The organism is Tsukamurella pseudospumae, from assembly GCF_001575205.1.
GTDB classification, from domain to species: Bacteria; Actinomycetota; Actinomycetes; order Mycobacteriales; family Mycobacteriaceae; genus Tsukamurella; species Tsukamurella pseudospumae.
The window spans coordinates 166,522-179,203 of record NZ_LSRE01000012.1 but is presented as its reverse complement, the minus strand read 5'-3'; the positions used below and the strand labels follow the sequence as shown (position 1 = coordinate 179,203).

Annotated in this window: 11 protein-coding genes and 1 pseudogene; 7 read left to right on the top strand and 5 right to left on the bottom strand. The window is 69.8% G+C overall.

Annotated features, from left to right (window positions below):
• Nucleotides 1-161 precede the first annotated feature (161 nt).
• The gene (locus tag AXK61_RS09700; protein ID WP_068571160.1) at nucleotides 162-911 is read right to left on the bottom strand and encodes an SDR family oxidoreductase; all 750 of its coding nucleotides are present in this window, start codon (nucleotides 909-911) and stop codon (nucleotides 162-164) included.
• A gap of 102 nt (nucleotides 912-1,013) precedes the next feature.
• Here AXK61_RS09700 and AXK61_RS09695 point away from each other — a divergent pair, with 102 nt between their 5' ends.
• Nucleotides 1,014-1,859 carry a helix-turn-helix domain-containing protein gene (locus AXK61_RS09695; protein WP_082777961.1) on the top strand — a complete coding sequence of 282 codons (846 nt, stop codon included), beginning with the start codon at nucleotides 1,014-1,016 and terminating at the stop codon, nucleotides 1,857-1,859.
• Between the two features lie 145 nt (nucleotides 1,860-2,004).
• Here AXK61_RS09695 and groL read toward each other — a convergent pair whose 3' ends face one another.
• The gene (gene groL / locus AXK61_RS09690; RefSeq protein WP_068571162.1) at nucleotides 2,005-3,630 is read right to left on the bottom strand and encodes a chaperonin GroEL; all 1,626 of its coding nucleotides are present in this window, start codon (nucleotides 3,628-3,630) and stop codon (nucleotides 2,005-2,007) included.
• A 277-nt stretch (nucleotides 3,631-3,907) separates the two neighbouring features.
• Here groL and AXK61_RS09685 point away from each other — a divergent pair, with 277 nt between their 5' ends.
• The gene (locus tag AXK61_RS09685) at nucleotides 3,908-4,369 is read left to right on the top strand and encodes an SRPBCC family protein (protein ID WP_068571163.1); all 462 of its coding nucleotides are present in this window, start codon (nucleotides 3,908-3,910) and stop codon (nucleotides 4,367-4,369) included.
• Nucleotides 4,370-4,447: 78 nt separating this feature from the next.
• Here AXK61_RS09685 and AXK61_RS09680 read toward each other — a convergent pair whose 3' ends face one another.
• Genes AXK61_RS09680 through AXK61_RS09670 form a run of 3 tightly spaced genes read right to left on the bottom strand, consistent with a single transcriptional unit; the run spans nucleotide 4,448 to nucleotide 7,952 of the window.
• A complete protein-coding gene (locus tag AXK61_RS09680; protein ID WP_068571164.1) occupies nucleotides 4,448-5,626 on the bottom strand; it encodes a DUF7373 family lipoprotein in 1,179 nt (392 codons plus the stop codon).
• On the bottom strand, nucleotides 5,623-6,789 hold the full coding sequence (locus tag AXK61_RS09675; RefSeq protein ID WP_068571165.1) for a DUF7373 family lipoprotein: 1,167 nt from the start codon (nucleotides 6,787-6,789) through the stop codon (nucleotides 5,623-5,625). Before AXK61_RS09675 ends, AXK61_RS09680 begins: the two co-directional genes overlap by 4 nt.
• Nucleotides 6,786-7,952: a DUF7373 family lipoprotein gene (locus tag AXK61_RS09670; protein WP_139057889.1), complete on the bottom strand. Its 1,167-nt coding sequence runs from the start codon at nucleotides 7,950-7,952 to the stop codon at nucleotides 6,786-6,788. The genes AXK61_RS09675 and AXK61_RS09670 overlap by 4 nt, the downstream gene beginning before the upstream one ends.
• Nucleotides 7,953-8,027: 75 nt before the next feature.
• On the opposite strand from AXK61_RS09670, the gene AXK61_RS09665 reads away from it, so the two are divergent.
• The 5 genes and pseudogenes from AXK61_RS09665 (at nucleotide 8,028) to AXK61_RS09645 (ending at nucleotide 12,656) form a co-directional block, all read left to right on the top strand.
• A complete protein-coding gene (locus AXK61_RS09665) occupies nucleotides 8,028-9,440 on the top strand; it encodes a M20/M25/M40 family metallo-hydrolase (RefSeq protein ID WP_068745058.1) in 1,413 nt (470 codons plus the stop codon).
• Nucleotides 9,437-10,651 carry a molybdopterin molybdotransferase MoeA gene (locus tag AXK61_RS09660; RefSeq protein ID WP_068745056.1) on the top strand — a complete coding sequence of 405 codons (1,215 nt, stop codon included), beginning with the start codon at nucleotides 9,437-9,439 and terminating at the stop codon, nucleotides 10,649-10,651. The genes AXK61_RS09665 and AXK61_RS09660 overlap by 4 nt, the downstream gene beginning before the upstream one ends.
• Nucleotides 10,652-10,661: 10 nt before the next feature.
• Nucleotides 10,662-10,972, top strand: a pseudogene (locus tag AXK61_RS09655) (GlsB/YeaQ/YmgE family stress response membrane protein).
• A gap of 56 nt (nucleotides 10,973-11,028) precedes the next feature.
• Nucleotides 11,029-11,763, top strand: a complete 735-nt coding sequence (locus tag AXK61_RS09650) for a phosphatidylserine decarboxylase (RefSeq protein WP_068745054.1) — start codon at nucleotides 11,029-11,031, stop codon at nucleotides 11,761-11,763.
• Between the two features lie 38 nt (nucleotides 11,764-11,801).
• Nucleotides 11,802-12,656: a CDP-alcohol phosphatidyltransferase family protein gene (locus AXK61_RS09645; RefSeq protein ID WP_068745276.1), complete on the top strand. Its 855-nt coding sequence runs from the start codon at nucleotides 11,802-11,804 to the stop codon at nucleotides 12,654-12,656.
• The last annotated feature ends 26 nt before the right edge of the window (nucleotides 12,657-12,682 follow it).

The following is a 12,682-nucleotide window of genomic DNA, read 5'->3' as shown; positions in this document are numbered from 1 at the left end:
ACGATTCTGCCAACCCGATGTCGATCGGGCGGAGGGGGTACCGGTCACGCGCCCGGCGCAGCAGAAATCGCCGGGCGCAGCGAACACTTCCGCTCGCCCCGTGGATTCTCGGGGCGAGCGGAGGTATCTGCAGCCGCTGAAGATTTCTGCTGCCGGCGCGGTCAGCCCTGCGCCGTGGGGAGCACGATCATCGAGGCGACGTTGACACCCGTGGGCAGCGCCGCGCTCCAGGCCACGGCGTCGCCGATGGCGGATGCCGGGATCGGCGGGTTCTGGATGGCGTACTCGCGCAGGGCAACAGCGGCGTCCGGGTCCGTGACTCCCGCTGCCAGTTCCGACTCGATCATCCCCGGCTCGATCGCCCGCACCCGCACACCCCGCGGCCCGAACTCACCGCGCAGGTGCGTTGTGAGGTGCGTGACCGCCGCCTTAGTCGCGTTGTAGACCGAATATCCGGGGAGGACGATGTGCGCGCCGATGGAGCTGATCAGGATCAGATCGGCAGCGCCTCCGGCTTCGGCGGCCGCCGCGAGATCGCCGATCGACTCACGGGCCGTCGTGAGCAGACCCGTGATGTTGGTCGCGATCATCCGGTCCCAGTCCAGCGGATCGGCGGAATCGAACGCAGCGGGGAGCATGGCGCCGGCGTTCGCGACGACGAGGTCGAACGGCCCGGTCTGCGCGCGGACCTCCGCGATCGCGTGCGTCAGCGCGTTCCGATCGGTCACATCGGCCGAGGTGAACACAGCTCCCGTCGCTGCTGCGACCTCCGCCAGCCGGTCGGCACGACGACCGATCATTCCCACCCGCGCACCGGCCGCAGCCAGGGCGACCGCGGTCGCGGCGCCGATACCGGAACCTCCTCCGGTCACGAGCGCGGTCCGGCCGATCAGATTCTGTGTCTCTGTCATGGGATCGAGCCTCGCGGAGACGTCCGATGCCAAGAAGGCCGCGTCACTGCCGGGTAGCCGCACTACCTGGCTGGACCTGCACGAATGGGTAGCGTGGGACGGGTGACCGACAACGTGCTGGGTGAGTTCCTCCGCGCGCGCCGCGAACGCGTCGACCCGAAGGCGCTCGGGCTGCGCGCCATGGGCGTACGACGCACCCCGGGCCTCCGACGCGAGGAGGTCGCAGCGCAAGCGGGAATCAGCGTCGAATACCTCGTGCGCCTGGAGCGAGGGCGGGACCGCAGGCCGTCCCCCGCCGTGGTCGCCGCGCTCGCGGGAGTTCTCCAGCTCGACTCCGACGGTGCTGCCCACCTCGCACAACTCGCGGAGCTTCCCGATGGTCGTGGCGGCGAGGTGGTCGACGAGATGTCCGATGTGGTCCGCCGCCTGCTCGATTCATGGCCGAACCCGACGATCGTCACCAACTCGCTCCTCGATCTCATCGGGACCAACGCGGCGGGTGGGGAACTGCATCGCGGGATCGGGCTCGAAGTCGGCGACAACATGGTGCGGTCCCTGTTCCTCGACCCCCGATCGCGAGAGGTGTTCCTGGACTTCGACACCGTCGCCCGGGAATCAGTCGGGAACCTGCGGGCACTCTCGGGCCCGAACCCGTCGAATCCTCGATTGATGGCGCTCGTCGGCGAGCTTTCGGTGCGCAGCGAGCACTTCGCCCGCCTGTGGGGCGATGGTGAGGTTCAGGCCAAGACCAACGGCGGCAAAGTGATCGCACATCCCGAGTTGGGAGTTCTCGAACTGGAATGGTCCACGCTCGAGGTCGCCGCGGCGCCGGGGCAACTCGTCGTGGCATACCAGGCCCAAGAAGGCACCGCGACGGTGGCCGTACTCGACGCCCTGGTGCGGCGGGTGCCCGTTCCTCGTGACGTTGCAGCCTCCCGCCGAAAGTGACAAGAATCCCCGCATGACGCGAATGTTGTCACTTAGCTTCGCCGTAAAGTGACAATGCGCAGGTCGAGGGCAGAAACGGGAAGGGCCCGGCACCGTCTTTTGCGACGATGCCGGGCCCTTGAATCCCTAGCCGAGGGGGAAGGACTTAGAAGTCCATGCCGCCCATGCCGCCGGTCGGATCGCCCATGGGCGCTCCGGCCTTCTCCGGCTTGTCGGCGACGACGGCCTCGGTGGTGAGGAACAGCGCCGCGATCGAGGCTGCGTTCTGCAGCGCCGAGCGGGTGACCTTCACCGGGTCGTTGATGCCGGCGACCAGCAGGTCCTCGTAGACGCCGGTGGCGGCGTTGAGGCCGGTGCCGGACGGCGAGTTGCGGACCTTCTCGGCCACGACGCCGGGCTCGAGGCCGGCGTTGAAGGCGATCTGCTTGACGGGGGCGTCGAGCGCGACCTTGACGATGTTCGCGCCGGTGGCCTCGTCACCCTCGAGAGCGAGGGCGTCGAACACGGAACCGGACTGCGCGAGAGCGACGCCACCACCGGCGACGATGCCCTCCTCGACGGCGGCCTTGGCGTTGCGCACGGCATCCTCGATGCGGTGCTTGCGCTCCTTGAGCTCGACCTCGGTCGCAGCGCCGGCCTTGATGACGGCGACGCCGCCGGCCAGCTTCGCGAGGCGCTCCTGCAGCTTCTCCCGGTCGTAATCGGAGTCGCTGTTCTCGATCTCGGCACGGATCTGAGCCACGCGGCCGGCGATCTGCTCCTGCGAGCCCGAGCCGTCGACGATGGTGGTCTCGTCCTTGGTCACGACGACCTTGCGGGCGGTACCCAGCACCTCGAGGCCGGCGGTGTCGAGCGACAGGCCGATCTCCTCGGAGATGACCTGGCCACCGGTGAGGATCGCCATGTCCTGCAGCATCGCCTTGCGGCGATCGCCGAAGCCGGGGGCCTTGATGGCGACCGACTTGAAGGTGCCGCGGATCTTGTTGACGATGAGCGTCGACAGGGCCTCGCCCTCGACGTCCTCGGCGATGATCGCGAGCGGCTTGCCCGACTGGATGACCTTCTCCAGCAGCGGCAGCAGGTCCTTGACGGTCGAGATCTTGCCGGCGACGAGCAGCACGTAGGCGTCCTCGAGCACGGCCTCCTGACGCTCCGCGTCCGTGGCGAAGTAGCCCGAGATGAAGCCCTTGTCGAAGCGCATGCCCTCGGTCAGCTCCAGCTGGAGCCCGAAGGTGTTGCTCTCCTCGACGGTGATGACGCCTTCCTTGCCGACCTTGTCCATGGCCTCGGCGATGAGCTCACCGATGGCGGGGTCGCCGGCCGAGATGCCCGCGGTAGCAGCGATCTGCTCCTTGGTCTCGACCTCCTTGGCCTCCTTGAGCAGGTGCTCCGTGACGGCCGCGACGGCCTTCTCGATGCCCCGCTTGAGGCCCAGCGGGTTCGCACCCGCGGCCACGTTCCGCAGGCCCTCGCGCACGAGCGCCTGGGCCAGAACGGTGGCGGTGGTGGTGCCGTCGCCCGCGACGTCGTCGGTCTTCTTGGCGACCTCCTTGACGAGCTCGGCGCCGATCTTCTCGTAGGGATCCTCGAGCTCGATCTCCTTGGCGATGGAAACACCGTCGTTGGTGATCGTGGGGGCGCCCCACTTCTTCTCCAGCACGACGTTGCGGCCCTTGGGGCCGAGCGTCACCTTGACGGCGTCGGCGAGGGCGTTCAGGCCCCGCTCGAGACCGCGGCGGGCCTCTTCGTCGAACGCGATGATCTTGGCCATTGCGAAGTGATTCCTCCAGATAGGGGCCGGTTCGGCCCGTACTTTGGACACGTCTTCTAGGTCGATTCGGTGCCCGCGACGGACGACCCGGCGTGTCACCTGCGCGGGTTGCGCACAGGGCCCGGTCTCACCTACTCGACCTAGCACTCACGTAATCCGAGTGCTAAGTCGTTTCTAGCACTCGACAGGGTCGAGTGCAAGGTCGATGCCGGCTGTTCCGCCACGGGCGGAAGCACGGCACCGTCGGGCGCTTCCTACTGCTGGGTAGGATCCGGTCATGGCAACCCCCGTATTGGAGTCGAGCGTCGTGATCGACGCGCCCGTGGAGAAGGTCTGGACCGTCGTGTCCGACCTCGAGGCGATGGGCCGTCGCAGCCCGCAGTGCAAGAAGGTGTTCGTGTTCGGCGGCCCGCTCAAGGTCGGCAGCCGGATGCTGAACATCAACCGTCAGGGCTGGAAGGTCTGGCCCACCAACACCCGGGTCACCGAGTTCACGACGAACGAGCGCGTGGCCTTCCGTGTGGCCGAGAACCACACCGTCTGGAGCTTCACCCTGGTGCCGGACGGCGACAAGACCACCGTCGTCGAGCGTCGCGAGGCGGCCGGCGGCAAGACGACCGCGGTGAGCAGCGGCCTCGTCGCCGCGCTCCTGGGCGGCAACGAGGACTTCGAGCGCGGCCTGCTGGTCGGCATGAAGCAGACCCTCTCCCACATCAAGACCGAGGCCGAGGCGAAGTAACCCACTGGCTCACGACCGAAGGGCGCACCCGGCGAGGGTGCGCCCTTCGTCGTCAGCGCTGTTGCGGCGCCGCGCGCCTCACTTCACGTCCCGCAGGATCAGGTACTCGGCGCCGATGCGTTGGACGACCTGTTGCTGCTGCCCCGCAGCGACTTCGACGACGAATCGGCCCGCCGTGGCGATGCACCAGTTGGTGGTGATGGAGCTGCCCGGGTACATCGGCAGCACCATGCACACCACGCCCGGGATGTTCTTCGCGGCGATGGGCGTGTTCGTCGAGTAGAAGCTCCGGACGTCGTCGACGAAGGACTTCTGCATCCGGACCGCCGCTGCCGCGTCCTTCGCGCGGTAGACGGTGCTGTTGCCGACGCCGACCGCGTCGACGCCGGCATCGTCGAAGGCCTTCTTGGCACTGGTGACGTCGAGCTGGTTCTGCAGGGCCACCGTGATCGGCAGTGTTCCTGTGCGCGTGGGGTCCTCGGTGCTCGGCGGGAGCGTGTACTTCGCGACACCGGAGTCGTCGACGGGGAGCGTGGTGAGCTTGTCGACGGGGGTGGGCGTGAAGCCGTCGAGGCCCTTGGTCTGCTCGTCGAAGTACCTCTGGATCTGCACCGGCGAGAAGGAGCCGTAGCTGAAGATCACGAACTGCTTGTACGCGAGGAACGCCACGTTCGGAGTGCCGGTCTTGAACGCCTGCGAGTACGCGATCGCCTTGTCGTAACCGGGAATCGATATCGTCTTCTTCTCCGGAGTCTCCGCGTCCGCATCGGGCTCGCGGCCCCGCAGGCCGACGGTGACGGCGGCCGCCGCTCGAGCCGGCGACGGCATGCGCAGCACCCCGACCGTGATACCGCGGGACTTCGTGGTCGAGGAGCTGCGGACACCGGGCTTCTGATCGCTCGCGCCGATGAAGAAACCCACCTCGTGATCGCGGAAGGCGTCCGCACCGAGCTGCCCGATCATGAACTTCACGCTGCGCTGCCCGGTGTTGAGCCGCCCCGTCTCCACCTGGCTGCTGTAGCGGATCGCGGGGTCGATGTCGAAGACGAGCGGCGACGTCGCCGCCATCCGACGTCCCTCGAGCACGAGACCCAGTGCGGTGTCGGCCGTCCCGACATCCCGGGGCTCGATGCGGTTGGAGCCGTACTCCGGCTTCGGGACCGCAGAGGGGTCGACGACGGCGGTGCCGGGCACCGTCGTCGAGCAGGCTGCGAGGAGAGCCACCGAGGCGACCACCAGTGCCGCGCGGGTCTTCACTTCGCCCCCTGCAGGACGAGGTACGACGCGCCGACGGCCTGTTTGGTCTTCTCGAGCTGGGTGCCGGAGACCTCGACGAGATACCGACCGACCGGGGCGACGCAGTAGCTCCGGGAATCCTTGGACCCCTTGTACGGCGGATAGGTCAGGCACTGACCGCCCGGCACGCCCTTGACCGTGGAGGCCGTGTTGCCGGCGTAGAAGCCCTTGAGTTCCGCGACGAACGCGTCCGCGAGCAGCCGAGCACCGGCCGCATCCTTGGCGCGGTACACCGTGTTGCCCGCGCGGGCGACGACATCGACACCGGCGTCCGCGAAGTTCTTCACCGATCCGGTGATGTCCGACTGGTTGACCACCGCGGTCCGCGCCGGCAGCACGACGTCACGGTTGCCCTCGCCCGCCAGGGTGTACTTCAACAGGTCGTCCCGATCCTTGGTGAGGGTGCTGAACCTGTCGACAGGAGTCGGCGTGAAGCCGCCCAGCGCCTTGGTCTGCAGGTCGAAGAACTTCTTCACCGCGTCCGCGGTCATGGTGGTGTAGGTGAACAGTACGTACCGATCGCTCGCGAGCACCGCCACGATCGACACCGTCTTGGTCGACGGCCAGGTCATCCGGTAGGCCTTCGCGGCCGAGTAGCCCGGGATCGCGACCTGTTCCTTCGCCGGCTCCGAGGTGCTGAACTGAGGCTTCTCGGCCGCCAGGATCGCCGGGTCGGACACCGCCGCCGTCGCGGCGGCAGCGTCCTTCATCCGGGCGAAGCCCATGAGCAGCGATGTGCCCGGGGTGTCGAAGGTCGAGACGCCGGGTTTGGTCGACTGCGCCGACGAGTACGCGCCGACCTCCATGTCCTTGAGCGCACTGCCCACGCCCTCACCGAACGACAGTCCGAGACTGGGCTTTCCGACCGATATCGATCCGTTGTACCGCTGCGAGGGATCGACATCGGGCGGCATGGGGATGATCTCCGCCATGCGATAGCCCTCGGCAGCACGTGCCTGCGAGTCCGTGAGCGAGCCGACGGTGCGCGGGGCCGTCGGGAACGAGCCGACGTCCGGCTTCGGCACCGCCGACGGGTCCGCGACCGGAGTACCCGCGATCGTGGACGAGCAGGATGCGAGGAGAAGCGCCGTACCCACGACGGCCAGTGCCGCGCGGACTCTCACTTCACGCCCTGCAGGATCAGGTACGACGCGCCGATGGCCTGGTTCGCGCGCGTCTGCTGCGTATCGGAGACCTCCGCCAGGTAGCGCCCGACCGGCGCGACGCAGTACGTACGGGTGTCTTTGGATCCGGAGTACGAGGGATAGGTCAGGCAGCGCCCGCCCGGCACCCCCTTCGGCTTAGACTCGGTCGACCCGGCGTAGAAGGTCCGCGTCTCGGTGATGAACCGATCCGCGAGCAGCGAGGCACCGGCTGCGTCCCGCGCACGATAGACGTTGTTCCCGGCGCGGGCGATGTAGTCGACGCCGGCGTCGGCGAAATCCTTGACGGCAGCAGTGATATCGCTCTGCATGGGCGTCATCGTCCGGGCGTTCAGCGTGGCCTGGTAGATGGTCGGGGTCGATTCCGCGAGGGTGTACGTGAGCAGATCGTCGTGGTCGCGCGTCAGGGTGGAGAACTTGTCCACCGGCGTCGGCGTGAAGTCCTTCAACGCCGGGATCTGCAGGTCGAAGAACTTCTTGACCCAGTCGAGCGAGCCCGTCGTCCAGCCGGCGAGGACGTACCGCCCGCTCGCGAGCAGTCCGACGGTGCTGGTCGAGTACGTGGTCGTCTTCGTGTACGCCTTCGCGTCCGCGTATCCCGGGACGGTCACGGGCACCTTCGGTGTCGGCGTGGAACCCGCGAAACCCTTGTCGTCGGCGAAGACGGCCGGATTGCCGACCGCCGCGCGCGCCGCGGCCTCGTCCTTGAACCGGAACACGCCCGTGATCAGGTCCTTACCGGAATCGGTCGACTTCGAGCCCGGCGCCTTGTCGCCGGCCGACGTGTACGCCCCCACTTCCAGGCCCTCGAGCGCCGTGCCGACCCCGTCACCGATGGCTGACCCGATGGAACTCGAGATCCGACCGAAGCCCGGCCTCCCCGGGTACCGGACCGAGCCGTCGATCTGGGTGGCGAGCGGGATGATCTCCATCATCCGGAACCCCTCCGCGGCGGCCTGCACCTTCTCCGTCATCGGTTCGACGGTCCGCGGAGCTGTCGCGTACGAGCCCGTGTCCGGCCTCGGCATCCCCGACGGATCGGCCTCGGGTGTGCCCGCCACCGTTGTGGAACAGCCCGCGAGCAGCAGCGCCGCCCCCACCGCTGCGATCGACTTTCGCACCATGGATTCCTCCTCCAGAGTCATCTCAGTGAACCACGGGACGCCTATCGGCTCTCTGCGCCGCGCTATCGTGAACCGATGACCGACAGCAGCCTGCGGCGCACCGTCGAATCCCTGATGGACCGGGCCCGCTCGGACCTCGCCGAGTTGGTGGCGCACCCGTCGGTGCACGACTCCCCCGAGTTCGGCCCGGAGCCCAACGCGGCCTCCGCGGAGTGGGTCGCGAAGGCCTTCGCCGAGGCGGGCATCGGGAACGTCGAGCGGATCACGACCTCCGACGGGTCCATCGCGATCGTCGGGCACGCACCGGCACCCGAGGGCGCGCCGACGGTGCTGCTCTACAGCCACCACGACGTCCAGCCGCCCGGCCCGAGCGAGGCCTGGGAGTCCGACCCGTTCACCCTGACCACCCGGCCGGGCCCGGACGGCACGGACCGCTGGTACGGCCGCGGCGCCGCGGACTGCAAGGGCAACCTCGTGGCGCACCTGACAGCGCTGCGCGCGGTCCGCGGGGAGGACGGGACCTTCCCCGTGGGCGTGCGCATCGTCATCGAGGGTTCCGAGGAGGGCGGCGGCGTGGGTCTGGAGGACCTCGTCGCGCAGCGTCCCGAGCTCGCGCAGGCCGACCTCATCGTCATCGGCGACACCGGCAACGTCGCGGTCGGCCGGCCGACGCTGACCACCTCGCTACGCGGCGCTGCGAACGTCCGCGTCGAGGTCAGCACCGGCACCTCGGACCTGCACTCCGGCGCCTTCGGCGGCGCCGCACCCGACGCACTCGCCGCCCTCATCGCCCTCCTCGCGACCCTGCGGGACGGCTTCGGCAACACCACGATCGACGGGCTCGACAGCTCGGCCCGCTGGGCCGGAGAGCCCTACGATCCGGCGCAGTTCGCCACCGACGCCGCGATCTACGACGATGCCGCGATCCTCGGCTCCGGGACCATCGCCGACCAGCTGTGGGCGCGCCCCGCGCTCACCGTCATCGGCCTGGACGCCCCCGCTACGGCCACGGCCGCCGCCGCGATCCAGCCCCGCGCCGCCGCCCTGCTCAACCTGCGCGTACCCCCGGGCACCGACCCGCACGCCGCCACCGAGCTGCTCCTAGCGCACCTGCGCAACAACGCGCCGTGGGGCGCGCACGTCGACGCGCACATCGAGGCCGTCGGCGAGCCCTTCGCCGCGGAGACCACCGGTCCCGCCTACGCAGTCCTCCGCGAGGCCCTCGCCGAGGCGTACGACGGTGCCGAGGTCGCCTTCAGCGGCCAGGGCGGGTCGATCCCGCTGTGCACGCAGCTGCGGAAGGCCGCACCGCAGGCGGAGATCGCGCTGCTCGGCGTCGAGGAGCCGCAGTGCCGCATCCACGCCCCCAACGAGTCCGTCGACCCCGGTGAACTGCGGCGCACCGCGCTCGCCGAGGCACTACTGCTCACCCGGCTCGCGCCGGCACGGTCGGAGGCCCCGGCACCGTCGAACGCGCCGAGCGCATGAGGTCGGTGGACGAGCACCGGGCCGCGGTCGCCGCACTGATCCCGGCACCGCGGACCGTCGACCTGTCCCCGGGGCTGCGTCCCGACCTGGTCCTGGCCCGCGACGTTCGGGCACCGATCTCCCTGCCGCCGTTCACCAACTCGGCGATGGACGGCTACGCGGTCCGCGCCGCCGACGCCCCGGAGGGCGCGGTGCTGCCCGTCGCCTTCGACATCCCCGCCGGCCGGACCGACGTGCCCGCACTCCCGCCCGGGGCCGCGTGCCGCATCATGACCGGCGCTCCCCTGCCCGACGGTGCCGACGCCATCGTCCCCGTCGAGCAGACCGACGGGGGCGTGGAGGCCGTGCGGATCGACGTCGCGCCCGAGCCCGGGCGGTTCTTCCGCGCCGCGGGCAGCGACATCGAGGCCGGGGAGGTGGCGCTGCGCGCCGGGGAGCGGGTGAGCGCGCCCGCCGTCGGCCTCGCGGCGGCGCTGGGGCTCACCGCCCTGCCGGTGCTCGAGCCGCTGCGCGTCGCGGTGCTGTCCACCGGGTCGGAGCTGGTCCGGCCGGGGACGCCGCTGCTCCCGGGGCAGATCTACGAGTCGAACGCCGAGATGCTCGCGGCCGCGCTGACCGAATCGGGCGGCGTCACGGTCGAGATGCTGCATTTCGTCGAGGATTCGGTGGACTCGCTCCTCGCCCGGCTCGCCGAGCGGGTCACGGCGGGCGGGATCGACCTCGTCATCACCACCGGCGGCGTCAGCGCCGGAGCGTACGAGGTGGTCAAGGACGCCCTCTTCGGCCGCGGCGTCGAGTTCGTCAAGGTCGCGATGCAGCCCGGCATGCCGCAGGGATGCGGCACCGTCGAACTGGGGGACGCGAGGGTCCCGTTCGTCACGTTCCCCGGCAACCCCGTCAGCGCCCTGGTCTCGTTCGAGGTCTTCCTGCGCCCAGCACTCCGGGCCGCCATGGGCCTGCCGGACCGTCCCCGACGGTCCGCGCGGCTCGCCGAGCCGGTGGACTCGATCCTCGGGAAACGTCAGTACCTGCGCGGACGTCTGGCGAAGGAGGACGACGGTACCGATTCGGTCTCGGTACTCGGCGGACCGGGTTCGCACTACCTACGATGGCTGTCACAGGCGAATTGCCTGCTGGACGTGCCCGCCGAGGTCGAGCATCTGGCCGCTGGCACCCCGGTGGACTTGATCGTCCTGGATGGCACTCACTAGGAGGCACCACATGATCACCCAGTACGCCGACGCACTCATCGCCGCATCGTTCACGCCCGACAAGGTCGGATGGATCGGATGGATCGTCATCGGCGGCCTCGCCGGCTGGATCGCCAGCAAGTTCATGGGCACCGACAAGCAGATGGGCTTCATCCTCAACGTCGTCGTCGGCATCATCGGCGGCCTCCTCGGCGGCTTCATCCTCACCAAGCTGGGGATCGACGTGAAGGCGGCGGCTACTGGTTCACCTTCTTCACCGCCGTCGCAGGCGCCGTCGTACTCCTGTTCATCGTGAAGCTGGTCACCGGGCGCAAGGGATAGCACCGTCGGGTGCGAGAATGTCACCCGACATGAGCACTGCATCGAAGGGACGTTAGGTGGCGCGCCGACCTCGCACGCCGGTCGACGGGCATCTGACCGAGCACTCCACCGGTATCGAGCACATCGCTGAGCTGATCCGGCACACCGTACCGCCGCTGCACCCCGCGGGTACCCCGTTCATCGCGGGCTCCCTCGGGGTGGCGGCGGTCGGCTACCGCAAGAGCTGGATCCGGGTTCCCGCCCTGATCACGGCCGCGGCGTGTGCCGGCTTCTTCCGGCACCCGGCCCGCGTGACGCCCACCCGGGAGGGCGTCGCGGTGGCTCCCGCGGACGGCGAGGTCACCCTCGTCGACGAGCACGTCCCGCCGCGCGAGCTGGGTCTGGGCGATGCGCCGCTCCCCCGCGTCTCGATCTTCCTGTCGGTGTTCGACGCGCACGTGCAGCGCGCGCCGCTGGCCGGCGTGGTCGACTCCGTGGTCCACACCGACGGCAAGTTCCTCCCCGCCGACCTCCCCGAGGCCAGCGACCGCAACGAGCGCACGACGGTGCGTCTGGCCACCGAGTACGGCCCCGTCGGCGTCGTGCAGATCGCGGGTCTCGTGGCACGTCGCATCCGCACCGATTGCGCGCCGGGCGACGTCCTCGAGCTGGGCGAGACCTACGGCATCATCCGGTTCGGATCGCGGGTGGACACCTACTTCCCCGCCGGCACCGAGCTCGCCGTCTACAGCGGCCAGCGCGCCGTGGCGGCCGAGACCGTGATCGCGCACCTTCCGGTCGCACAGCCGTGAGTCCGGCGCTGCAGGAACAGCCCCGCCCCGTCGGGATCATGATCCTGCCGTCGGTGCTGACGGTCGCGGCGCTCTGCGCCGGCCTGACCGGCGTGCGGTTCGCGGCGGCGGGCAAGGTCGACCTGGCGATCATGCTGGTCGTGGTCGCGGCGATCCTGGACGGCCTCGACGGCCGCGTCGCGCGGTTGCTCGGTGCCGCGACCAAGATCGGCGCCGAGCTGGACTCCCTGGCCGACGCGATCAACTTCGGCGTGACGCCCGCGCTGATCCTGTACTTCGTGGTGTTCCCGGGTTCGCCCGCCGGGTGGATCGTCGCGCTGCTGTTCGTGGTCGCGATGGTGCTCCGGCTCGCCCGCTTCAACACCCTCGCCGCCGACCCGACGGCACCCGCGTACACCAAGGACTTCTTCGTCGGCGTGCCCGCGCCCGCCGGCGCACTGCTGGTCCTGGCGCCGCTGGCCGCGCAGCAGGAGTGGGGCACGGGCTGGTGGGTGAGCACGCCCGCCGTCGCCGTCTGGACGCTGTTCGTGGCCGCGCTGACCGTGTCCCGGATCCCCACCTCCAGCTTCAAGACCATGACCGTGCAGCCGGCGAAGGCCGCCGGCGTGCTCGTGCTGGTCGCCGGCCTGGTCGCGCTGATGCTCACCTACCCGTACATCGCACTGCTCGTGGTGATCGCGATCTACCTGCTGCACATCCCGTTCGCGTGGCGCTCGAAGCGCTGGGTCGCCTCGCACCCGTCGGCGTGGGACAGCAAGCCCGCGGAGCGCCGCGCCATCCGGCGCGAGCAGCGGCGGCCACTGCGGCCCCGTCGTCGCGCCGCGACCGCAGGCCGGGGAGGCCGACGGTCCGCCGCCCGCCTCGGCCTGCGCCGCCCCACCCGCGAGGACTGACGGCCCACCTCCGCGTGGGGCTCGAC

What these genes read in the sequence shown, in the direction of transcription:
- AXK61_RS09700 (WP_068571160.1), bottom strand. Translation starts at nt 911, where the DNA reads ATGACAGAGACACAGAATCTGATCGGCCGGACCGCGCTCGTGACCGGA.
- groL (WP_068571162.1), bottom strand. Translation starts at nt 3,630, where the DNA reads ATGGCCAAGATCATCGCGTTCGACGAAGAGGCCCGCCGCGGTCTCGAG.
- AXK61_RS09685 (WP_068571163.1), top strand. Translation starts at nt 3,908, where the DNA reads ATGGCAACCCCCGTATTGGAGTCGAGCGTCGTGATCGACGCGCCCGTG.
- AXK61_RS09670 (WP_139057889.1), bottom strand. Translation starts at nt 7,952, where the DNA reads ATGGTGCGAAAGTCGATCGCAGCGGTGGGGGCGGCGCTGCTGCTCGCG.
- AXK61_RS09665 (WP_068745058.1), top strand. Translation starts at nt 8,028, where the DNA reads ATGACCGACAGCAGCCTGCGGCGCACCGTCGAATCCCTGATGGACCGG.
- AXK61_RS09660 (WP_068745056.1), top strand. Translation starts at nt 9,437, where the DNA reads ATGAGGTCGGTGGACGAGCACCGGGCCGCGGTCGCCGCACTGATCCCG.
- AXK61_RS09645 (WP_068745276.1), top strand. Translation starts at nt 11,802, where the DNA reads ATGATCCTGCCGTCGGTGCTGACGGTCGCGGCGCTCTGCGCCGGCCTG.